The organism is Mycobacterium sp. ELW1 (genome assembly GCF_008329905.1).
Taxonomy (GTDB): Bacteria; Actinomycetota; Actinomycetes; order Mycobacteriales; family Mycobacteriaceae; genus Mycobacterium.
Map to the genome: position 1 here is coordinate 3,092,951 of NZ_CP032155.1, position 22,548 is coordinate 3,115,498.

The window sequence follows — 22,548 nt, forward strand, 5'->3', positions numbered from 1 at the left end:
GGTAGCGAGTCTCACTCGTCACATTCGCCGTCCAATCTCGGGCTGGGGTGGATACTCCGAAGTGGACCGCTATATAGTTAGTCCGCTTAAGGTTTTCGGTAATAGGGCAGGAGAACGATGGCTGGTTTGATGAGTCGCGCGAAGCTGGCAAGTCTTGCGCTGAGTGCTGTGGCGGCTGCAGGCGTCATCACCGCCGGCCCCGCTGCCGCCGATGCCAGCGACGACTTCCCGATCCCACACCGCATCATCATCACCCAGTGCGATGTCGAGCAGTACATGGCCGCGGCGCGCGACACCAGTCCGGTGTACTTCGAGCGCTACATGATCGACCGCAGCAACCGGCCCGCCGAGGTGCAGCAGATCGCGTTCGATCGCATCCACTGGTTCTTCTCGCTCGACCCGGTCGCCCGACGGCAGTACTCCGAGAACACCGCGACCAACGTCTACTACGAGTTCGTCGCGACCCGCTGGGGCAACTGGGCCAAGCTGTTCTTCAACAACAAGGGCGTCGTCGCCAAGGCCACGGACGTCTGCATGAACTACCCGCCCGGCGACATGTCCGTCTGGGACTGGCCGGTCGCCAGGTAGCCTCGGCTAATTTCTGAGCGGCGGTAACACCGCCGTCAATTCCAGCTATGTACAGGCATCAATGGTGATGCCCCCTACGTAGGTGGACTATGAAGCAAACCCAAGCGATTGTGGTCGCGGCGCTCGTGACCTGCACCTCGATGATCACGGCGCCCCTGGTTGCAGCCGATCCCGGGCGAGTGCCCTGCGGGGTGCTCGACCAGGTCCGCGAGAGCCTCGACAACGACATCAATGCCGGCATCGGCGGAGTGCGGATCGTGATCAGCTCGCCCTACGCCAGCGGAGCCGCCCAGCAGCGCGACACCAACGTGAAGCTCGCGATGATCAGTCACGGCGTGCACTACATGGAAGACATCAACGGGCCGGGCATCGTCCCGGGCCTGGCTCCGGCTCTGGTCGACCTACGCCGGGCCAGCGACGACATGCGCGACGCCGTGGGTGCGCTGTTCGTCATCTCGCCCGGTTACGGCTACGGATACGGGGATGGCTACGGGAGTTACGGCCCGACGGTGTCCAACGCCTGGCCGCAGCCCTCCACCTGGACCGCGATCGACTACGCCGACCAGAAGAAAGACGACATCTACGCGCTGGTGAACGGCCTCCAGGGCACCTGTACGCCGTAGTCCGACTACGAGGCGCTGAGGATCTTGATGGCGAAGACCAGCGTGTCACCCGGCAGGATGCCGGCCCGCGGCTGGCCCTGCGGGTAGCCGTCGGCAGACACCATGGCGACCGCGACGGTTGATCCGACCTTCTGGCCCGCGATCGCCTTCTGGAAGCCGGGAACCACGCCGTCGAGCGAGAATTCGGCCGGCTCGCCACGCTGGTAGCTGCTGTCGAACACGCTGCCGTCGCGGCCGTTTACACCCTCGTAGCAGACCGAGACGGTGGCCGTCGGTGCGACGACCGGTCCGGTACCTGCCTGCAGCGTGTGCACTTCGGTTGCGTTCACGCTGAACGGGGCGGTCACCGTGACGACCGGGGCCGCGGTGTCCGTCGATCCCGTGACCGCGACACTGCCGGTCGCGCCGGGCAACGTCCACTCCGGAGTTCCCGCGGCGGCCGGCGGCGCGGTCGGGCAGGCCGAATCCGGACCGGCCGCCTGGGTGAGCGTGGACGAGACCGCCGGGGCGGTCGAGGACTTGCTCGCCGACGGGCTGGCTGCGTCCGAGCCGCAGGCCGCAAGGGACACGGCAAACGCGGCGGCGCAGGCACTGAACGCGACAACAGAGGGCAGGCGGGAGAAGTTCACGCTCGTCACGCTACAGCGGATTGACTCGCCGAAAGTCTTGGCTCACACCGAACTCATTCTCAGCAAAGCCTCAGACGGCGTAGGCAAACTGCATCCAGGCGCCTCGAGGCGCGGATCGTTCTTGTCACGAGAAAGCGAAGCTGAACGCAATGGACTACAGGTCAGGACACTCGCCGCAGGAGGGCCACTACCAGTGGCAGCCGAAAGATTCTGTGGAACATTCTAATTCACGGCAGTGGCATCCCGGCGGATATCAGTACGGTCACAGTGCCACCGACACGGCGCAGCTGTACCCGCCCCATTACGGGGCCCCGCCGCGGGATGGGAGATCTGCGTCACAGCAAAATTCCCGGCAACGGATGAAGTCGCGAGTGGGCGTTCTGGTCGGCGGTACAGCCGTGGTCGCGATGATCGCCGGGGCCGCCGGCGCGGTCGCCGTGGTCGACCACTCCGAACGCCCGACGGCTACCGCACCGGGGCAACTCGCGCCCGGGGCGTCGGAGCCGAAGAACCCCGCGGTGGCCGGTCAGCCGGCCAGCTCGGCACCTGTCGGTTCGGTCGAGCAGGTCTCGGACAAGGTGCTTCCCAGTGTGGTGAAGCTGCAGATCACCACTGGTCAGGGCAGTGAGGAGGGGTCCGGAATCATCCTGAGCTCCGACGGGCTGATCTTGACCAACAATCACGTCGTGGCTGCCGCTGCCCAGGGTGCTAGTAGCGGGCCGATGGCAGCCGAGGACGGGCCGGACGGTCAGTTCCCCGGCGGCCCCGGCGGCCGCCCGTCCGGTCAGAGCCGCGGCGGCATGCAGGCGACGGTGACGTTCGCCGACGGCCGGACCGTGCCGTTCACCGTCGTCGGCGCCGACCCGGCCGACGACATCGCGGTGGTTCGGGCTCAGAACGTTTCGGGGCTCACCCCGATCACGATCGGATCGTCGAAGGATCTGAAGGTCGGCCAGAACGTCGTCGCGATCGGCTCCCCGCTCGGCCTACAGGGCACCGTGACAACGGGCATCATCAGCGCGCTGGACCGTCCCGTCGCGACCGGCGACGAGCAGTCCGGCCAGCATTCGGTCATGAGCGCCATCCAGACCGATGCGGCGATCAACCCCGGCAACTCCGGTGGCGCGCTGGTGGACATGAACGGTGACCTCATCGGCGTCAACTCCGCAATCGCATCGCTTGGCGGCGGCCAAGATTCGCAAGCGGCCCAGAGCGGATCGATCGGCCTCGGCTTCGCGATTCCGGTTGACCAAGCGAAACGTATTGCCGACGAACTGATTTCGACCGGAACTGTGCAGCGCGCCTCGCTGGGCGTTCAGCTCAGCTCCGACGACAGCGCGCGGGGCGCACTGGTCGCCGGCGTCGCGGACGGCAGTCCGGCTGCAGCGGCAGGCATGTCGAAGGGTGCGGTGATCACCAAGGTCGACAACAAGGTGATCGACGGTCCGGAGGCGCTCGTCGCCGCCATCCATTCCAAGGCGCCCGGCGACGACGTCACGCTGACCTACAACGACCCGTCGGGCGCGTCACGCACCGTGCAGGTCACCCTCGGACAGATTCAGTCCTAGCGGCACAACCCATCTCGAGATGGACGGTGGCTATTGTCTAATGGCTACCGTCCATTTTTGGCAGTCCATTTCGGCATTGGGGGAGACCGATGATGAACCGCACCACCTGTCGGCTGGGCGTCGTCGTCGCGTTCGCGGGGCTGACGATCATCGGTCTGCCCGGATGCTCGCCGGGGTCCTCGGCACCGGCCGCCGGCACGACGAGCACCCGTACCGCCGATGCCGCCGCCGGCTGCACGAAGGCCGAATTCGCCGACGCGGCCACCACGGCCGTGCACGCCGTGAGCAACGACAACATCTACCGGATCGACGACGTGACATGCGCCGACGGCTGGGCGGTGACCAGCGGCCTCTGGTCCAGCACGGCCAACCCGGACATGGGCGCCCCGAGCACGCTGGTGTTCCAGCAGCACGGCGGCCAGTGGATCAGCCAGGACAAGCAGAAGGTCTGCGGCACGAATGCCTCGGCCACCCCCGCTCCTGCGGACGCGACGATCCCCGCCGCGCTGTACGAGCTCGGCTGCCTGACGGGATAGCTCCCCATTTGTTTGCCGCATGCGCTAACTTGGCGGGGTGTCGAGGGGAGCACACGTCACTGTGCGCGCAGTGCGGTCGCCACTCGTCCTGATCGTCACCGCTGCAGTGGTCGTCGCGGCGATCGCGTTCCGAGTGCATTCGGACTCACGGCTCCCGCAGTTGATTTCGGGCCCATTCGCCTTACTGCTTGCCGCATCGACCAATCTGGGCGATTCGCAGGCGGACCGTGTCGAGCTGACCGCGGAGCTGCCTGATGCGCAACGCCCTGAGCGGCTCGACGCGTGGGCGACGGCCAACGGCTTGTCGGTTCGATGGCGGCCCGGTGAGCGCTGGGCGGTGATCGGCGGCCCTCCTGCTCGGGTCAGCGCCGCGTTCCAAGTGGCCGTCCACGATTTCCGCGGGAAGGCAGGCGCGGTGTTCTACGCCTCGCCTCAGCAGCCCGCCGTCCCGGCGTCGTTGCGTGACAAGGTGACTGGTCTCGGGCGCATCCTCAGCTATACGCCGTATCACTCCAACAGCCCCTCGTTCCGCCCGCTGGACGTGCCCGACCACAGCCTGCCGCCGGACTCGTTGCGGACGACCTACAACGTGCGCCCGCTGACAGAGGCCGGCTACACCGGCAAGGGTGGCACCATCGCGGTCTTCGGGTTCGACGGATTCGATCAGGCCGACCTGGACATGTTCACCGCCACCTACGGGTTGCCGCGGCTCGTTCCCGAGGTCGTCGGCGGCGTGCCAGAACAACGCAGCGGCGAATCCACGATGGATTTACAAGTCGCCCATGCGATTGCGCCTGACGCACGCAAGGTGCTGGTCAACGCCAGGACGACGGTCGCCGGTGGCGGCACCTACGTCAAGATCGCCGAACTGATGCAGTCGGTGGACCGGCAGTTCCCCGGGGCGGTGTGGAGTCTGTCCATCGGCTGGGGCTGCGACAGGCTGATCACCGCGGCCGACCTGGCCCCGATCCGGGGTGCGATCTCCACCGCACTTGCCCACGGCACCACGGTGTTCGATGCGAGCGGGGATCTGGCCGGCCTGGAATGCAAACGCGGTCATGACTGGTCGGCGCCGCCCGGACCGGCCGACGTCGGGCTCGATGCCGTCGCATCGCTGCCCGAGGTGACCAGTGTGGGTGGGACCACGCTGTCCACCGACGAGAACTACCGGTGGCTGGGCGAACAGGCCTGGAGCGACGGTCCATTGACGCAGGGGAGCGGCGGTGGCGTGTCCAACCTCTTCGACCGGCCGCCATGGCAGGCCGGTGTGACCACGACGACCAACACCGTTCGCCGGCTGACGCCCGATGTCTCGGCGGTGGCCGACAATTCGACCGGTGCGGTCATCGTGCAGAACCAGCAATTGGTGGTCGGGGTGGCACGTCGCAATCCGCACCGATCTGGGCCGGCATCGCCGCGGTGATGAATCAGTTCCTGGTCGCCAACGGCGGGCGGCCGGTCGGTGAGCTCAATCCGGTGCTCTACCGACTGAAAGCCGGTGCGGCCCGGCCGGCATTCCACGACATCACGTTGGGTACCAATGCCGTCGCGATCTCGCAGCCGGGCTACGACATGGTGACCGGCCTGGGCAGTCCCGACGTCGACAACATGGTGCGCGACATCCTCGACGTGCAACGGTCTCCGCGATGACCGGCCAGCCAGGCATCGCGACGATGCCGTGCCCGAACTGCGCCCATGACGTCCCCGCGGGACGGTTCTGCGTGCGCTGTGGCGCCCACCTCTCGGTGGCTCCGGGTGAGCGCCCGAGCCCGCTGCGGGTGAGCGATTTCGCCGCCGCACCGGGCGAGAACGTGCTTCAGCCGTCGATCGTCAGCTCGATGTTCCCGCATCTGCCGAGCCGCTCACGGGTGGCATTCCGGTTCGCACTCGGGCTTCTGCTGGCCGTGCTCGTCGCGTTCTGCGTGCTGCAGTGGTATGTGCCGATGCTGGCGCTGGCCATCTTCGCACCGCCCACGCTCATCGCGATCTACCTGGTCGAGTCGCGGGTGCTGGCTGACCTGCCCGCCTGGGTCTGGGCGCTGACCGCCGTTCTGGGTGCTGCGGTCGGGGTGGCGTGGGCGACCTTGACCGGCGCCATCGTGGCCGAGTCCTACAGCCTCGGACTGGGTGCCCAGGTCCCGACCATGCGTCTGCTGCTCGACGCGGTGGTCATTCCCTTCGGCGGCCTGCTGGCGATGCAGGTGCCGGTGATCGTGGTTCGGCTGCTGCGGCCTCCGGTGCGAGAGTCGTTGCACGGCGCCGTGATCGGCCTGCTCGGCGGCGCGATGTTCCTGCTCGCCACAAACGTGATCAGAATGATCCCGCAGTTCGGGGATAGTGCGGTCACCGGCGATCTGCCCATCGAGGACCTGTTGCTACAGGCCGGGGTGCGGGGAATCGGGGAGCCGTTGACCGGGCTCTCGCTCAGCGGCCTCATCGGAGCGTGGCTCTGGTACGTCAACCGCCGCAATCTCCGCACCGTCGCGGTCGGCGGTCTCGGGTTGATCATGGGCGCCGCGGCCTACGCCTGCGTCGGTCTGGCCCAGGCCTACCGGCTGCCGCCGTACCTGCAATTCTCCGTGCACATCGTGTTCGCGGTCGCGGCGGTCATCGCCTTGCGGCTCGCGCTGCAGGTGACGATGTTGCGCGACGAGGACGTCGAGACCTATCCGGCGCTTCCGATTCTGTGTGTGTGGTGTCAGCACGTCGTGCCCGACACCAGGTTCTGCCCGGCCTGCGGTGTCGCCGCACAGGCGGCGTCGCAGACGTCCCGGGCCGCGCGTCGACAAGACCGCCCGCAGCTCCAGATCGCGACGGCGGAGTCATGAGTGCCCCGACCGCGCCGCAGATGGCGGAACTGTATCCCGGTTACGCGGTGGCGCCGGGTGCCTACACCGCTGGGCCGCAACGGTTTACCCCGTTGCGGCGGATGCTCGTGCCACTGGTCGTCACACTGGCGGTCTTGATCGGAGCCTCGACGGCGGCCTGGGCGGTGGTTGGTGGCCCGTCGGTGCGTTATGCATGCCCACCCGATTGCGGGCGGCCGCCGACGGGTGTGCCGGTACAGGCGAGTCCGCGTTTCGTGTCTGCCGACGGCGAGTTCTCGGTGTCGTATCCGGCGGAGGGCACGGCCTACAAGGTCACCATGGAGAACGACGGCGTCTCGGCCACGTACACCGGCGGCGACGGCGGGGTGATGGAGTTGTTCGGGGTCCCGGCCCAGGGCCGCTCCGCCGAGGAGATCATCGACGATCTCCTCAAGGACAAGCAGCCCGACGCGACGGTGGCCTATGTGCTGCCCAACACGACAGTCGGTTATCAGCTCGGATTCGGTGAAGTGCTCGACGTCTACCCGCAGGGCGGCGCCACGGTGTCTCGTACGCGGATCGTCGTGATGGCGGCGGTGAAGAACGATCTTGCGTTGGTGGGTGCGGCCATCGGGCCGTACCGCAAATTCGGACCCGGCAACGGGCCCGGCGTGCCGTCGGGCGCGAATCTGGAACTCGCGCAGGATCTCGGCAAGTACGTCAATAGCTTCCTGTGGAAGGGCGATCCGCCCCGATAAGGCGTCGTACGCTCAACGGCGATGCTCGAGAAATCCGAGATTCGCTTCCTGCCGGTCGGCGAGCGCCGTCTGGCGTACGAAGTGCGCGGCGACGGCCCGCCGCTGGTGGCACCCGCGTGGTGGGTGAGCCACCTCGAACTGGACTGGCAGCACCCCGGCGTGCGGCGGTTCTGGGAAGGTGTCGCGGGCGGCTACACCCTGATCCGCTATGACCGGCTCGGGGTCGGGATGTCGGACCGCGACGTGCAGCAGGCCGATCTGAGCCTCGACGGCGAGGTCACGATGTTGCGCGCACTGCTCGACGAGCTCGGGCTGGACCGGGTGTCGCTGATCGGCGGTTCGTCGGGCAGCTGTACCGCCACGGCCTTCGCCGCGGCGTTCCCGGACCGGGTGGAGCGCCTGGTGCTGTACGGGTCGTACCCGCACGGTGAGGAACTGACGGCCCCCGGGGTTGGCGACGCGATCGTGGCCGCGGTGCGCGCGCACTGGGGGCTCGGTTCGCGGATGCTCAGCGATATCTTCCTCGGCAGTGCCGAGGCGGCGGAGCATGAACGTTTCGCGCGGCTGCAGCGCGAGTCGGCGTCCGCCGACACCGCTGCCGAACTGTTGAGCCTGGTCTACCGCTTCGATGTCCGCGCGCATCTTCCGCTGGTGCGCCAGCCGGCCACGGTCGTGCATCGGCGTGATGATCGCGCCGTGCCGTACCGGCTCGGACGCGAGGTCGCAGCCGCGATTCCTGGTGCGACATTCATTCCGCTGCAAGGGCAATCGCATTTTCCCTGGCACGGTGACGTCGAGTCCGTCATCCGGGCCTGCCGCCAGGGGCTGCATCCCGATCAGACCGCCGGGCCCGGGGCCGGCCGCCAATCGGTGCTGTTGTCCGAGCGGGAACGCGAGGTTCTCGGTTGTGTCGCACACGGTCTCGGTGATCGCGAGATCGCCGAGCAGCTCCAGCTGAGCCCGCATACCGTGCACCGGCACGTCGCGAACATCCGCCGCAAACTGGGGGCGACGTCCCGGACGGCCGCGGTCGCGCAGGCAGCCCGCCTCGGATTGGTCTAGCGTCCCGGCGTTCGCAGCGCCCACTTCTGCAGCAGGCCCTCCACGCGGTCGGCGCCGTGGCGCACCCCGCCGGTGGCCTCGAATCCGGCTGCCACCGCGGCTGCACCCTCACCCATCGTCATCGCTTCTTCCACGGCCGAGCGCAGGCGCTGCCTGGTGAGCCGCCGGGCCGGCAAACGCGTCCCGCACCGCGCGATCTCGACCCGGCGCGCCACCTCGAACTGGTCGCGCCCGAACGGCACCACACACACCGGAATTCCCCGGGCCAAAGCCTTTTGCGTGATCCCCATCCCGCCGTGGGTGATGACGCACACCGTGCGGTCCAGGATCGCCGAGTGCGCGGTGAATCGTGACAGGGTCGCGCCGCGACGTTGCCGCACATCGACGTTCCCGCCGCCGGGCAGTGTCGCCACCACGTGCACCGGCAGCCCTTCCAGTGCGTCGATGGCGGTGCCGACGAGTTCGTTGTCGGCCTGGGCCAGCGACGAGGTTGTCACCAGCACGATGGGGTCGTCGATGTCGTCGAGCCAGGATTCGTCTCCGGTGCGGGGCGGGTCGAACGAGGCCGGACCGATGAGCTCCACGTTCGGGCCCCAGTCGGTGTGCGGGTACTCGAACGGTTTTCCGGTCGCGATCAGCAGCACGGGTGCCCGCCGCAACAGCTGGCCGGCGCTGCGCACTTTCGGCAGTCCCAAACGTCTTCGCACGGGCGATATTTCGGACCTGAACGGTACGTCGAACACCACGCTGGTCACCAGCTGTATGCCGCAGTCACGCACGAAGCCGACCGGGCCGGGGCGGGGCGCGACGCCTGCCCCGAACGGAGCGGAGCCGGGGGATCGCAGGTACGGGATGAACGGACTGAGCACCACCCACGGTTGCGGCATCGTCTCGGCGGCCGATTGGGCTCCCCAGCTGTTGGCGTCGATCAGGCAGATGTCGGGCTCGACATCTCGGACCGCGTCGCGGAAGTCGTCGACTTCGTACTGTGCGCACTGGCCCAGCACACGCACGGTGTTGCCTGCCGCACGCAGCACCCCGCCGGCAGCCGGGCCCGCGCTCTGCAGCGCCTCGATCCGCGGGTCGACGGCCTCGGCGTCAAAACCCAACTGGCGGCACAGGTCCACTCCCGCGGCGAGCGTGCGCACGTGCACCCGATGACCGCGCGACGCGAGCTCGGTCAGCAACGCGCAGAACGGGAAGAGATGGCCCAGCGCGGGTGCGGTGTAGGCCAGTACTACTGCCATCGCGGCTCGGGCCGGGTCTCGGCGACACGGCAGCCCACTCAACGGCTCCTGTCTCGGATGCGGGCGGCCCAGGCCCGTCCGAGGCCGGCTCCGGCGACGGCGACCCGCTGCGTGGTTCCCACGGTGGCCCGCTGGGTGAAGATCTCGAAGTCCAGAGCTTCGATGCGGGACAGGATTTTGGAGTACAAGGTCAGGGCGGTCTCGACACACGGGCGGGAAATCGGTGCCAGCATGGCGATTCCCGGCTGCGCCTGCGCGTACACAGCCCGGGTGAGCGCATGTTGTTCCATCAGTGCCGACCGTACCCGCGCATCGGTTCGCCGGTGCGCCTGACACCACGACAGCAAATCGCGGTCGACTCCGTGCGCGGCCAGTTCGTCGGCGGGCAGATACACCCGGCCACGAGCAAGGTCTTCGTCGACATCGCGCAGGAAGTTGGTCAGCTGAAAGGCTTTTCCCAGCGCCGCGGCATAGGGCGCGGCTTCCTCGCGCGGCACGACGGTGCCCAGCACCGGCAACGTCTGGAAGCCGATGACTTCGGCTGAGCCGTACATGTAGCGCTCCAGGGCGCTGCGATCCGGATAGTCGGTGACGGTGAGGTCCATCCGCATCGAGGCCAAGAAGTCGTCGAACAGCTCCCAGCCGATGGCGTATCGCCGTGCCGTGTCGACCACTGCCGCCAGGATCGGGTCGTCGTCGCACGGTTCGTGGTCGACCAGACCGGTGAACAGCTTGTTCGACAGTGCGGTGAGCTCCGAGGTGCGCTGGTCCGGACTCAGGCCGGTGTCGCGATCGTCGAGAATGTCGTCGGCACGACGAGCGAAGGCGTACAGCGCGTGCACCGCCGGGCGCTGGTAGGGCGCCAGCAGCCGGGTGGCCAGGAAAAAGGTCTTACCGTGCCGGGCGTTGAGCACGCGGCACTGCCGGTAGGCCTCCCGCAGTGCGGGCTGGTGCACACCGGCGGCGTCGAGTTCGGACCCGATCATGGGTGTCTCACCGCGGCTTCGGTCGGTCGTCGTACATCAGGCCACCCGCACCGTGCACGCGTGCGCCATACCGGTCAGTGCGCTACGCGGCTGTTCCGGAATCTGAACGCCGTCAAGCAGATTCAGCGCCCGGGTGCGCAACTGGAGAATCCGCTCCTCCACCCACTGCACCGCGCCGCTGGCATGCACCAGTGCGCGCCAGCGCTCTACGGCGTCGTCGTCGAGTTCGGGGAGAGCCCGCAGCTCCTCGAGCTGCGAGCGCACCCGCGGGTCGGCCAGCTCGTGGGCTGCCACCAGCACACTGGTTGCTTTGTGGGATTCCATGTCGGTGCACGCCGATTTCCCGGTCACCTCGGGTGATCCGAAGACTCCCAGCACGTCGTCGCGCAGCTGAAAGGCTTCGCCGACGGCCGCGCCGTATCCCGACAGCGCGTCCAGGACCGCGGCGTCACACCCGGCCATCTCCGCGCCGAGCTCCAGGGGTCGCCGCACGGTGTAGTTCCCCGACTTGCGGCGCAGCATGTCGAGCACGGCGTCCAGCGTCGGTAGGCCGCCGGAACCGCCCACCAGGTCCGCGAACTGGCCGACGGCCAGCTCGACGCGCATGTCGTCGTAGCGCGGCCACACCCTGGCCAGGGCGTCGGCTTCGACGCCGCTGCGCCGCAGCATCTGCTCGGCCCACACCAGGCACAGGTCGGCCAGCAGGGTCGCCGCCGACTCGCCGAACCGGTCCGCGGGCCCGCCGAGGGAGCGGTCGCGATGCCATTGCCGCAATCGCACGTGCACCGACGGCTTGGCACGGCGCATCACCGAACCGTCCATCACGTCATCCTGGATGAGCGCGAAAGCGTGGAGCAACTCCAGGCTGGCCGACGCCCGCAGGGCCGCCTCGCTGGCCTCGGCACCCGACAACCAGCCCAGGTACATGAACGTCGAGCGCAGGTACTTGCCGCCGTCCACGAAGTCGGCCAGCACCTCACCGGCGATGTCGACCCCCGAGTGCGCCAGCCGGGGCACACACTCGGCCCGCACGAAGTCACCCACGTGGGCGCGTGCCGCCGCGCGCACGTCGTCGAGCAAGCGGGTCGACTCGGGCGAAAGCGAACTGGTGGCTGTCTGCTGCGCGCCCGGTGACCCGACGACGTGCGTCATCAGTGGTGTCCCGGCTCTGTCACCGCTGGTCAACGGCCCAATCCTTTCCTGGGGCAACGATGGCCCTTCCTCGGACAAACGATGGCATCCATCATTCGGAGTCGACGCCGCCATGGATGGGTTCTTTTTTCACCGGGGCGGCCGGCGGCGTCGGATGACCGGTCAGACGGGCATGCCAGCGGGCGATCGGGGCCGGTGCCCACCAGTTGTGCCGGCCCAGCAAGTGCATGAACGCGGGCAGAAGCATCATCCGTACCACCGTGGCATCGAGGACGATCGCCAAGGTCAGACCCACCCCGAACATGCGCATGAAGGACACCTTCGCCGCGAACAGCGCGCCGAAGGAGATCGTCATGATCGCGGCGGCGGCAGTGACCACCCGGCCGGTGTGGGCAAGACCCTGCGCCACGGCTTCGTCATTGGCGAGCCGAGATCGATCGCTGGCCAGCCAGAACTCACGGATGCGCGCGACGATGAAGACCTCGTAGTCCATCGACAGCCCGAACGCGATGCAGAACAGCAGGATCGGCATATTGGCGACCAGCGTCCCGGTGACCGTCGTGCCCAGCGCACCGAGATGGCCCTCCTGAAACACCCAGACCAGCGCCCCGAACGACGCGGTCAGCGACAGCAGCGTCAGGATCAGTGACTTGACCGGCAGCACCACACTGCCGGTCAAAACGAACATCACCGCGAACATGACCGCGGCGATGATGCCCAGCACCACCGGCAGCCTCGAGGTGATCGCGGCCACGCTGTCCTGGCCGACCTGCGTCGCACCGGTCAACCAGATGTCCCGGCCGCCGGGGCCGGGGACCGCCTCGACGCCGCGGAGTGTGTCGACCGCGGCGGGGGAGAAGGCCGGCTCGGTGGTGCTGACCGTCAGGAAGGCCGAGCCGTCGCGCACGGCTGCCATGCCCGCAGGGGGACCGGCGCGCACTCCGGCGGCGAACACAGCGGTGGGCGTGCTCACCTCGGCGACACCGGGAACCTGCGATACCGCCATCGCGTAGGTGTCGATGTCCTGGCTCGACAGCCCCGCGGCGTCGGGCACCACGACCTTGATCGCGCCTTCGGCGTTCTCGGTGAAATCGGAGCGCAGCATGTCACCCACCCGATGAGCCGACGCCGAACTCGGCAGCACCCGTTCGTCGGGCAGACCCCACCGGACCCCCAGGAAGGGCAGGCACAGGGTCAGCAAGGCGGTCGAGCCCAGCACTGCGACGATCCCGGCGCGTCGGGTCATCAACACCGTTGTGCGATACCAGAATCGGTCGTCAGATCGCCGGTGTCTGCCGCCGGCGTCCCGTGCGGTCAGCCGGCTGCCCAGCAGGACGATCGCCGCCGGCGTGATCACCATGGCGGCAAGAGAACACAGCGCCACCGTCGCAACGCCGGCATAGGCGAACGACTTGAGGAAGTACAGCGGAAACACCGCCAGCGCGGCCATCGACATCGCCACGGTGAGCGCGGAGAACAGAACCGTTCGCCCCGCCGTCGCCATCGTGGCGAGCAGGGCGGCGTCCGGTTGCGCGCCGGCGCCGATCTCGTCGCGGTAGCGGCTGAGGATCAGCAGGGTGTAGTCCACCGCCAAGGCCAGGCCCAGCGCCGCGCTGAGGCTCAGAGCGAAGACCGACACATCGGTGATCGATGCGATCGCGCGGAGCAATGCCAGCGAACCCACGATCGAGAACGTGCCGACCGAGATCGGCAGCAGCGCGGCCCACACACCTCGGAAGACCCAGATCAGCACCACAAACGTCAGGGGTATCGCGATCGACTCCATGACCACCACGTCGCGCTGGGTCTGGGAATTGATCTGCGAGAAGACCATCGCCGAGCCGCCCGCCATGACGTCGATCTGGGGGTACTTGCCGTCCAGGCTGGCCGCGACGGCGTCGGCCAGGCGCTGCGCATGCCCGGGTGCGGCGTCCTCGCCGCCGCGAAGACCCACCACAACCAGGCCGGAGCGGCCATCCGTGCTGATCAGCGACCCCGATACCGCCGCAGGCGCCGTCCAGGGGGAGGCCACCGCGGTGACGGAAGGGTCCTTGCTCGCACGATCGGCGATGGCCGTCCCGACGGCGCGGGCTGCCGCGCTCTGAGCGTTCTGCGGGTCGGTGACGGTGAAGACGAGTTGCATGTCGCCCTGGCCGAACGTGTCGGTCAGAATGCGCGTTGCCTGCGCGGATTCGGCATCGGGATCGACGAAGCCGCCCGCCTTCAGGTTGCCTGCCGCCGAGGCGCCGAACAGACCCGCCGCGATCATCACGAACACCGCGCACGCCACGATCCGACCTGGTGCTGCCAGAGCCAGCAAGGTCATCCGGTGCAGCACAGCGGCTTACCTCGCTTCCCGACCGAAGGCGACCATGTACCGACCAGCTTGTGGAAGATCGACAACCCGGGGAACCGAACTGACGTGTTCGTCACCGAGATGTCACGGTTGGCCGACCCCGGTCAGCCGTGCTTGATGTGGGGCGCCCGGGTGCAGCAGAGTGAGGTACGGATCGGGTCGATCAGCAGGCCGGCGCGATGACGGACAGTGACGCGACAGGAGCGTGTTGGTGATGCAGGTAAGCATGTTCGGGCAACTCAGCGGATCGGGCAGCGAGTCACCGATCGACGCGACGATCGCCAACCTGGCAATGTTGCGCGACGAAGGCTTCAAGCGGGTGTGGATGAGCCAATTGCCCTACGAGCCAGATCTTTTCGAGGTACTCGCGATCGCCCTGCATGAGGTCGACACCATCGAAGTGGCGAGCGGGGTGGTGCCGATCCAGAACCTGCATCCGATGCTCATGGCGCAGCGCGCCCTCACCCTGAGTCTCGCCTCGGGCGGCCGATTCACGTTGGGGCTGGGGATGACCCATCAAGCGGTCACCGAAGGGATGTGGGGGATCCCGTGGGACAAGCCGGTACGCCGACTCAACGAATACCTCGACGGGCTGTTGCCCCTGCTGGCCGGCGAGGCCGCCGACGCGGCAGGGGAGACGGTGACCACCCGCGGCGCTCTGATGATCTCCGGAGCACCTCGGCCCGAGGTCTACATCGCAGCCCTCGGTCCGCAGCTGTTGAAGATCGCCGGCCGGCGGACTTCGGGAACCTGCACGTGGATGACAGGTCCGAAGACACTGGCCGAGCATGTCGGACCGGCATTGCGTGAGGCCGCGGAGGGCGCCGGGCGAAGCGACGCGGTCCGGGTCGCCGCGTCGCTTCCGATCAGCGTCACAGACGACGTCGACGCGGCCCGCGCGCAGGCGGCCGAACAGTTCGCCGTCTACGGTCACCTGCCGTCGTACCGCGCGATGCTCGACCGCGAGGGCTATGCCGGCCCGCAGGATGCCGCCATCATCGGGGACGAGGAGACGGTGCGTGGCCGGCTCGACGAACTGGCGGCGGCCGGTGTCGACGAGTACGTCGCCGCGACCTTCGATCCGTCACCGGAGGGCCGGGCCCGCACTCGGGCCCTGTTGCGCGCCTACGACGCGTAGGCCATCACTCCGGAATCCGCCCCGGAGTCCGCGGGCGGCGTTGAGCCGCAATGCCAACGCCCGGCACGGCGCCGGCCATCCCGGTGAGCCGGTTTTGTCCCGGTGAGATAGATCACTTGACATCGGTGGAATCGCAGGTAGGGGATCCCCGCTTGTAGCAGGCAGAAGCCGCTCGAGGATGGGGACGATCTGATGAATACACCACTGGCCCGCACGGTGAACGCCACCAAGGCCGGCGCTCTCACCGCTGTCGCGTTGTTCGCAGTCGTCGCCGGTCTGGTGGCGGGCCCCGCCGCAACCGCGAACGCCGCCGAAGACTCGTGCGCCGCAGTCGAGGTCGTCTTTGCGCGCGGGACGTTCGAGGCGCCCGGCGTGGGCGCCACCGGCCAGGCGTTCGTCGACGCGTTGAGCGCGCGGTTGCCGGGTAGGACGGTCGAGGCGTATGGCGTGAACTATCCCGCGTCGCTGAACTTCGGTCAGGCAGTCGACGGTGTCGCGGATGCGGCCAACAAGATTCAGTCGGTCGCGACGGAATGCCCGTCGACCAAGATCGTGCTGGGCGGCTACTCACAGGGTGCTGCGGTCGCGGGCTACACGACGTCGAGCACGGTTCCGGCCGGAATCACGTTGCCCGCCAGCATCTCCGGACCGCTGCCGGCATCCGTCGCATCCCATGTGGCAGCGGTGGCGCTGTTCGGCACCCCCGACGACTGGTTCCTGGGCCTGGCCGACCGCAACGCGCCCCCGATCTCGATCGGCGGTGCCTACGCCGGCAAGACCGTTCAGCTGTGCGCCACCGGCGACCCGGTCTGCTACCCGGGTGGGCTGGACCGCAGCGCCCACAGTTCCTACAAGAGCAACGGGATGGCCGATCAGGCAGCTGACTTCGTGGTGAGCAAGCTCGGCGGCCCCGCTCCGGCGGCCACGCTGGTTCAGACCGCGGCGCAGGTCGACGCAGCCAACTGACCCTTTTCCCCGACGGCCGGATGTCAGTTCGAGAGGACTGCGTCCGGCCGTCGGCGTGCTCCGCCGTTCACCCGGCACTCTGATCGCGACGGTCCGCCTTCGTCGCCGCGTCGTCTCTCTGGTGCACCGGCGACTGCCACATGTACGGCTCCTCGGGATGGCCGGACCCGCCCAGAATGAAGGTGCGGTCGCTGCGGTTGGCCCGGGCGATGGACGCCATCCACGTTGCGACGGTGCTGAATCGGTTGCGGACGCCGGTGAGGAATGCGATGTGGATGAAGCCCCACCCTAGCCAACCCGCGATGCCGCTCAGCTTGATCGGACCGGCCTGCAGCAGGGCGTGGCCGCGGCTGATGTAGGCCGCGGACCCGAGGTCGCGGTAGCGGAAGTTCTTGCGGGCGCGTCCGTCGAGGTCGCGCTTGATGCACGCGGCGACATGCAGACCGCCCTGCATCGCGTTCTCCGCAACGCCGGGTAGCCCGTCGCGGCCGGCGAGGTCGCCGATGACGAACACCGTGGGATGCCCCGCCACCGAAAGGTCGGCGTCGACCGAGACTCGGCCCGACCTGTCGGTGTCTGCGCCCAGCACCTCGGCCGCCTGGCGGGCAAAGGGCACCGCCTCCACTCCGGCGGTCCACAGCACTGTTCGCGTCGCGTAATCCTTGTCGGGCCCACCGCTTTTCGAACTGACGGTCACCCCGCCGCGGCGCACGTCGGTGACGTGGACGCCGAAGTGCATCTCGACGCCCAGTTTCTCGAGTTCGCGCGTTGCACGGTCGGTGAGGGCAGGAGCGAAGCTCTTGAGCACGCGATCCCCGCCGTCGAACAACAGCACCCGAGCTTCCTCCGGTTCGATGCTGTGGAATTCGTTGGCCAGTGCCCGGGTCGCGAGTTCTCGGATCTGCCCGGCCAATTCGACTCCGGTGGGTCCGGCGCCGGCGACGGCGAAGGTGAGCCATTCGTCCCGTTCGGGGCCGGGCGGCAACGTCTCGGCGATCTCGAACGCCGCGAAAACTCGGCGACGGATCGTGAGCGCATCGTCGAGCGTCTTCATGCCGGGCGCCCAGGCCGCGAATTCCTCCTTCCCGAAGTAGGACTGCCGCATGCCGGCCGCGATCACCAGGTAGTCGTAGTCGAGTTCGAACGTCGTCTCGTCGGGACGGCGGGCCGTGACACGGCGCGCGCCAGCGTCCAACTCGATGGCCTCGCCCAGCAATGTGGTGACGTTGCGGTGGTCCGCCAGTTCCTCGCGCAGGGACCGGCTGATCTGCCCGATGCTGAGTGTTCCCGTGGCGCATTGATACAACAGCGGCTGGAAGACATGGCAGGCGGCGCGGTCGAGCAACGTCACATCGACGTCGACGCGCCCCAGCCGACGGGCGCAGAACAGGCCACCGAAACCGCCTCCGATGATGAGCACCCTGGGGCGTCCACTACCCATGTCGAATCAACCTCATTGTCGTTGAAGTACCCGTTCGGGAAGTGATGAATACGGGCTGCCCGATCGATTTGCCGGTCGAACGCCGACCGTGGTCAGTTGCGCGATAACGGCCCCGGCCGTCGTGCCATTCTGCCACGATATGGGGGGTCGACGCCGCGGGCTGGAGGGGAGCGTGTTGTCGCTTTTGAGTCGCCGCCTGCGTTGCGGGCTGTCTGCTGCGGTGGTCGCCGCGGCAGCGTTCAACGCGCTCGGCCTGTGGGGCGTGGCGACGGCACTGCGGGTGCAATTCGCTCTCGAGGCCGTCGTGTGTGTCGCTGCATTGGTTGTCGGGCTGGCCGTCGTACCGCGAGTGACCGGGCTGTCGCGATGGTGGCGGACGACCCTCCTCACCGCGGTGGCCATCTTCCTGGGAGCCGAACTCCTCTGGAAGCTCACCGGCCACGCCGACCGGCATGCGACCGCGCCGTGGCCGAGTGTGGTCGGCTATTTCGTCGCGGCCTTCTTCTTCGCCGTGGCGATGGTCCTGCTGATCCGCGCGGGCCGCGACCAGGACGTGCCCGGGCAGACGCTGGCGCGGCCACGGGTCTTCACCACCCTGCTCGACGGACTGATCAGCGCACTGTCGTTCGCCCAGTTCATCTACCTCGCCCGGCCCGACGCTGTGGACAGCAGCGCATTGCCGCGATCGACCAACACTGCGGTCATCTTCAGCATCGCCATCGTGGAACTCGTCGTGGTCATGGTCGCTGTTCTCCTCGCGATGTGGTACCCGCCGTACCGCCTGGGGCGGGCCAACTACATGTTGCTCGCGGCGGCAGCGATCACCCTCGTCTCCTCCGATCGGCTGTTGGCCTACCTTCGCAGCGTCGACGTGACCAACCTGGATCTATGGATCGGCACCGGGTTCGTGTTCGCGCCGCTGCTGATCGCGTGGAGCCTGCTCGAACTGCCACCGCGGCCCCGGCCGCAGAACGAACTCCCGACCAACTGGGCGCAACTGACGCTGCCCTACGTCGGCTTCATGGGGAGTACGGCCCTGCTCGCATTCCAGGTACTCGTCGGCCGCGGCATCGACATGTTCTTCGCGTCCACCTATCTCGGCTTGGCATTGCTGGTCGCGACCCGCTATCTGATCGCGATGCGGATCCAGCGGGTGCTGACCGCGCAGCTCGTCGACGCCAAGCGCCGCCTGGCCCATCAGGCACACCACGACGCGTTGACGAAGCTGCCCAACCGGTTGCTGCTGGGGCAGCGGCTGGACGACGCGATCCGCGATGGACCGTTCGTGTTGATCTTCGTCGACATCGACGACTTCAAGGAGGTCAACGACCGGTTCGGGCATGCAGCCGGTGACGAGTTGCTGTGCGCGATCAGCGCCCGCCTCCGCAGCTGCCTTGGGCGCGACGACACACTGGCCCGCATCGGGGGAGACGAGTTCGCCATCCTGATCGCCGGTGAGGTCGGAGCACCGGAGATCGTCGCCGACCAGCTGCGCGTCGCTCTTCGGAGTCCGTTTTCGGTGCACGGGACCTCGGTCCGGGTGCGGGCGAGCATGGGCCTTGTCAGCCCGGGGCATCACGGTCTGCCGCCGACGTCGGACGATCTGCTCCGGCAGGCGGATATCTCGATGTACACCGGCAAGCGAATGGGCAAGGACACCGCGGTGGTCTACCGGCCGGCGTTCAGCGTCTCAGAGGATTTTCCGACGGCGCTTCGCCAGGCGAAAGGCAAAGTGCCGCAGGGGTTCCACCTGAAGTATCAGCCCATCGTCACGCTCCCGCACGGCGCGCCGGTGGCTGTTGAGGCGCTGGCGCGGTGGACGACGCCGAGCGGGATGCAGATCCCTCCGCAGACGTTCGTCTCGCTGGCCGAAGCCAACGGCCTGGGCGCGCAACTGGATGCGCTGGTGCTGGATCAGGCCTGCGCGGAGATCACGGCCGCTGACCTGGACTTGGATGTGCACGTCAACATCGGTGCCGCGCGCCTGGGCAGCGCGGAATTCGAAGGCATCATCAGCCGTACGCTCGCCCGGCACGGCCTGCCGGCAGCCCGCCTCGTTCTGGAGATCACCGAGACCGTTCCGATCGTCGACCTGGTTGAGGGGGCGGCGGCCATCACACGCTTGAACGACCTCGGCATCAGAGTCGCCCTGGACGATTTCGGCGCCGGTTACAACTCGCTGACCTATCTGCACGAATTGCCGGTGCAGATCGTGAAGTTGGACCGCGGGCTCGCTCTGGGCGTCGACCCGGGACGCAATCTCACCCTCTACCGGTCGGTCATCGGATTGTGTAAAGCGTTGAATCTCAACGTCATCGCCGAAGGTATCGAAAGTGCCGACCAGGCGGAGACCATATTCCTGGCCGGTTGCGGACTCGCCCAGGGTCACCTGTTCGGGCGGGCGATGGGGTTGTCCGACATCGGGGTGTCGCTGACCGCACCGTGAGAATGCCGGATCCTCCGAATTGGTTGCACACCAAGGCTATTCAGGCGGCGGACTTCTCCAGGATGTGGACACCGCACGCCGACCCGAGCCCGATCACGTGGGCCAGCCCAACCTTGGCGTTGGCGATCTGCCGATCGCCGGCCTCGCCCCGCAGGTGGTGGCAGATCTCCCAGATGTTGGCGATGCCGGTCGCCGCGATCGGATGGCCCTTGGACTGCAGACCACCGGACACATTGACCGGCGTCGAGCCGTCCCGCCAGGTGGCGCCGGAGTTGAAGAAGTCGGCGGCGCCGCCTTGCTCGCACAGCATCAGGTTGTCGTAGTGGACCAGCTCGGCGGTCGCGAAGCAGTCGTGCAATTCGACCAGGTCGAGGTCCTTGGGTCCGATGCCGGCCTGCTCGTAGGCGGTGGCGGCGGCATTGCGCGTCAGGGTGTTGACGTTCGGCAGCACCTGGCAGCCCTCTTCGTACGGGTCGGAGGTCAACACCGACGCCGACACCTTCACCGCGCGCCGACGTTGTTCGGCCGACAGCGTTTTGAGAGTCTCGCCGCTGCATACGATCGCCGCCGCGGCACCGTCACAGTTGGCCGAGCACATCGGGCGGGTGTTGGGGTAGGCGATCATGACGTCGTTCATGATCTGCTCGAGGGTGAAGCGCTTCTGGTAGGCCGCCAGCGGATTCAATGTCGAGTGCGCGTGGTTCTTTTCGCTGATCTTGGCGAACAGCTCGAAGCTGGTCCCGCCGTACTTGTGGCCGTATTCGGTGCCGATCTGGGCGAACACGCCGGGCATGGCCTCGGTGCCGATGCGGCCGTCGATCGGCGCGACGGCGCCGAAGCGCCCGGCCGGCTGCCAGACATCGGAGTCGTCCTTTTTGCGTCCACCCGCACCGAGAAGTCCTGCACCCGAGAGCTTTTCGACACCAACTGCCATGCCGTAGCGCACCTCGCCGGCCTTGACCGCCATGATCGCGGTGCGCAGCGCGGTGGCCCCGGTGGCGCACGCGTTGGCGACGTTGTACACCGGGATCCCGGTCTGGCCGATCTGCTTCTGCAGCTGCTGGCCGATGCCGGCGCTGGCGTTCATCAGGTTGCCCGCGGCCAGCACGCCGATGTCGGCCATGGTCACACCGGCGTCGGCGAGCGCGGCCATCGCGGCCTCAGCGGCCAGGTCAACGGTGTCTTTGTCGGCGTGCTTGCCGAATTTGGTCATCCGGATACCGAGGATGAAAATGTCGTCGCTGGCACTCATCGCATCTCCTTGGAACAGTTCGGCGGCGGGGGAGTTCAGGCCACGGGCTCGAAGCCGAAGCCGATGGCCTCGGTGCCCTGTGCGTCGGCGCCGAGCGAATAGGTGCTCAGACGCACCTTCATGCCGTCGTGGACGTGCTCGGGATCGGGCTCGACGTTGACGAGATTGGCACGCACCTGCGTGCCGTCGCAGTCGATCACCGACGCGACGAAGGGCACAGGCACGCCCGGTGCGGCGAAAGTGACGATCGTGAATGTGCGCACGGTGCCTTCGGTTGCGACGGGGACCGTGCGGAAATCGGTGGCGAAGCAGTTGGCGCAGGCGTTGCGCCGGTCGAAGAATCGGGCACCGCACGCCGTGCACTCATGGGCCACGAGATGGGGTTCACCGTCGTCGAGCACGAGGTAGTCGACCATCGGTATGCGCTCGGCCATGCGGACCTCCGTTCGTGGGTCCTTGTGACGCTAGCGAAGGGCCGGAGGCCTCAACAGGGCGGGTGTGCCGAGAGCTCAGCCGTAGGCCGAGTCGAGGAAGCGGCTGCGCACGTCGGCGGTCGGGATCGGGCAGGTGTCATGGCGGCCGCCGATGCGATAACGCACGGCGGCGAACCGCTCGTAGAGCCAGTCACGCGCGGCTGGTGGGATCGCGTAGGCCGTCAATGCCAGCCGCCACCAGCCGCCAAGATATGCCGCCACCTGCAGCAACGCCGTCGAGCGAAGGTATACGGTCTCGCCGGGTCGTCCGGCGTCGCGTACGAACACCGCGGTGTCCGCACCCGCCAGCTCGGGATGCCGAGCGATCGTCTCGCGGGCGAAGTCGCTGTCCAACGCGGCGAAGCGCAGAGTCCCGTGCTGGTCGTACCGAAGAATGGTGCGCACCGCGCTGTTGCAGACCCCGCACACACCGTCGTACAGCAGTACAGGCGCAGTAGCGGAGTTGGTTGATGGCGTCATCGCGACCTCCCTCGCCGGCGCGGTTATTCGGCCTCCATCA

19 protein-coding genes and 1 pseudogene are annotated in these 22,548 nt (G+C 67.8%); 11 read left to right on the top strand and 9 right to left on the bottom strand.

Annotation, left to right across the window (positions count from 1 at the left end; all coding sequences use genetic code 11):
- The first annotated feature begins 117 nt into the window (after window positions 1-117).
- On the top strand, window positions 118-588 hold the full coding sequence (locus tag D3H54_RS14535; RefSeq protein WP_149379630.1) for a DUF5078 domain-containing protein: 471 nt from the start codon (window positions 118-120) through the stop codon (window positions 586-588).
- An 89-nt stretch (window positions 589-677) separates the two neighbouring features.
- Window positions 678-1,211, top strand: a complete 534-nt coding sequence (locus D3H54_RS14540; RefSeq protein WP_149379631.1) for a hypothetical protein — start codon at window positions 678-680, stop codon at window positions 1,209-1,211.
- Window positions 1,212-1,216: 5 nt separating this feature from the next.
- On the opposite strand, the gene D3H54_RS14545 is transcribed toward D3H54_RS14540, so the two are convergent.
- Window positions 1,217-1,849 (bottom strand): FKBP-type peptidyl-prolyl cis-trans isomerase, encoded by a 633-nt coding sequence (locus D3H54_RS14545; RefSeq protein WP_210419700.1) that lies wholly within the window; start codon window positions 1,847-1,849, stop codon window positions 1,217-1,219.
- A gap of 350 nt (window positions 1,850-2,199) precedes the next feature.
- On the opposite strand from D3H54_RS14545, the gene D3H54_RS14550 reads away from it, so the two are divergent.
- From D3H54_RS14550 to D3H54_RS14575, 6 genes and pseudogenes are all read left to right on the top strand, one after another.
- Window positions 2,200-3,408 carry a S1C family serine protease gene (locus tag D3H54_RS14550; RefSeq protein WP_286199244.1) on the top strand — a complete coding sequence of 403 codons (1,209 nt, stop codon included), beginning with the start codon at window positions 2,200-2,202 and terminating at the stop codon, window positions 3,406-3,408.
- Between the two features lie 92 nt (window positions 3,409-3,500).
- Entirely contained in the window at window positions 3,501-3,944 is a 444-nt protein-coding gene (locus D3H54_RS14555; protein WP_149379632.1) for a hypothetical protein, read from the top strand.
- Window positions 3,945-4,014: 70 nt separating this feature from the next.
- Window positions 4,015-5,594 (top strand): annotated as a pseudogene (locus D3H54_RS14560) (S53 family peptidase).
- The gene (locus D3H54_RS14565; protein ID WP_149379633.1) at window positions 5,591-6,772 is read left to right on the top strand and encodes a zinc ribbon domain-containing protein; all 1,182 of its coding nucleotides are present in this window, start codon (window positions 5,591-5,593) and stop codon (window positions 6,770-6,772) included. Before D3H54_RS14560 ends, D3H54_RS14565 begins: the two are co-directional and overlap by 4 nt.
- A complete protein-coding gene (locus D3H54_RS14570) occupies window positions 6,769-7,509 on the top strand; it encodes a hypothetical protein (protein WP_149379634.1) in 741 nt (246 codons plus the stop codon). Before D3H54_RS14565 ends, D3H54_RS14570 begins: the two co-directional genes overlap by 4 nt.
- Before the next feature lie 21 nt (window positions 7,510-7,530).
- Window positions 7,531-8,571, top strand: a complete 1,041-nt coding sequence (locus D3H54_RS14575; protein WP_149379635.1) for an alpha/beta fold hydrolase — start codon at window positions 7,531-7,533, stop codon at window positions 8,569-8,571.
- Here D3H54_RS14575 and D3H54_RS14580 read toward each other — a convergent pair.
- The 4 genes from D3H54_RS14580 to D3H54_RS14595 all read right to left on the bottom strand — a co-directional run bounded on the left by D3H54_RS14580 (window position 8,568) and on the right by D3H54_RS14595 (window position 14,294).
- A complete protein-coding gene (locus D3H54_RS14580; protein ID WP_149379636.1) occupies window positions 8,568-9,818 on the bottom strand; it encodes a glycosyltransferase in 1,251 nt (416 codons plus the stop codon). The genes D3H54_RS14575 and D3H54_RS14580 overlap by 4 nt on opposite strands.
- Before the next feature lie 38 nt (window positions 9,819-9,856).
- Window positions 9,857-10,804, bottom strand: a complete 948-nt coding sequence (locus D3H54_RS14585) for a phytoene/squalene synthase family protein (RefSeq protein ID WP_149379637.1) — start codon at window positions 10,802-10,804, stop codon at window positions 9,857-9,859.
- Window positions 10,805-10,840: 36 nt separating this feature from the next.
- Window positions 10,841-11,956: a polyprenyl synthetase family protein gene (locus tag D3H54_RS14590; RefSeq protein ID WP_149383547.1), complete on the bottom strand. Its 1,116-nt coding sequence runs from the start codon at window positions 11,954-11,956 to the stop codon at window positions 10,841-10,843.
- Window positions 11,957-12,047: 91 nt separating this feature from the next.
- Window positions 12,048-14,294, bottom strand: a complete 2,247-nt coding sequence (locus D3H54_RS14595) for an MMPL family transporter (protein WP_210419701.1) — start codon at window positions 14,292-14,294, stop codon at window positions 12,048-12,050.
- Between the two features lie 232 nt (window positions 14,295-14,526).
- Here D3H54_RS14595 and D3H54_RS14600 point away from each other — a divergent pair, with 232 nt between their 5' ends.
- Both D3H54_RS14600 and D3H54_RS14605 read left to right on the top strand, forming a co-directional pair.
- Window positions 14,527-15,450 carry a TIGR03564 family F420-dependent LLM class oxidoreductase gene (locus D3H54_RS14600; RefSeq protein ID WP_149383549.1) on the top strand — a complete coding sequence of 308 codons (924 nt, stop codon included), beginning with the start codon at window positions 14,527-14,529 and terminating at the stop codon, window positions 15,448-15,450.
- Between the two features lie 192 nt (window positions 15,451-15,642).
- On the top strand, window positions 15,643-16,416 hold the full coding sequence (locus D3H54_RS14605; RefSeq protein ID WP_149379638.1) for a cutinase family protein: 774 nt from the start codon (window positions 15,643-15,645) through the stop codon (window positions 16,414-16,416).
- A gap of 67 nt (window positions 16,417-16,483) precedes the next feature.
- Here the strand turns inward: D3H54_RS14605 and D3H54_RS14610 are convergent, their stop codons facing one another.
- A complete protein-coding gene (locus D3H54_RS14610) occupies window positions 16,484-17,857 on the bottom strand; it encodes an NAD(P)/FAD-dependent oxidoreductase (RefSeq protein WP_149379639.1) in 1,374 nt (457 codons plus the stop codon).
- 172 nt (window positions 17,858-18,029) lie between these two features.
- On the opposite strand from D3H54_RS14610, the gene D3H54_RS14615 reads away from it, so the two are divergent.
- The gene (locus D3H54_RS14615; protein ID WP_286199245.1) at window positions 18,030-20,303 is read left to right on the top strand and encodes a putative bifunctional diguanylate cyclase/phosphodiesterase; all 2,274 of its coding nucleotides are present in this window, start codon (window positions 18,030-18,032) and stop codon (window positions 20,301-20,303) included.
- A 40-nt stretch (window positions 20,304-20,343) separates the two neighbouring features.
- Here D3H54_RS14615 and D3H54_RS14620 read toward each other — a convergent pair whose 3' ends face one another.
- The 3 genes from D3H54_RS14620 to D3H54_RS14630 all read right to left on the bottom strand — a co-directional run bounded on the left by D3H54_RS14620 (window position 20,344) and on the right by D3H54_RS14630 (window position 22,508).
- On the bottom strand, window positions 20,344-21,555 hold the full coding sequence (locus D3H54_RS14620) for a thiolase family protein (protein ID WP_115320048.1): 1,212 nt from the start codon (window positions 21,553-21,555) through the stop codon (window positions 20,344-20,346).
- 35 nt (window positions 21,556-21,590) lie between these two features.
- Window positions 21,591-21,989, bottom strand: coding sequence for a Zn-ribbon domain-containing OB-fold protein (locus D3H54_RS14625; RefSeq protein ID WP_115320047.1), 399 nt, complete (start codon window positions 21,987-21,989; stop codon window positions 21,591-21,593).
- A gap of 75 nt (window positions 21,990-22,064) precedes the next feature.
- On the bottom strand, window positions 22,065-22,508 hold the full coding sequence (locus D3H54_RS14630) for a thiol-disulfide oxidoreductase DCC family protein (RefSeq protein WP_115320046.1): 444 nt from the start codon (window positions 22,506-22,508) through the stop codon (window positions 22,065-22,067).
- Window positions 22,509-22,548 lie beyond the last annotated feature (40 nt).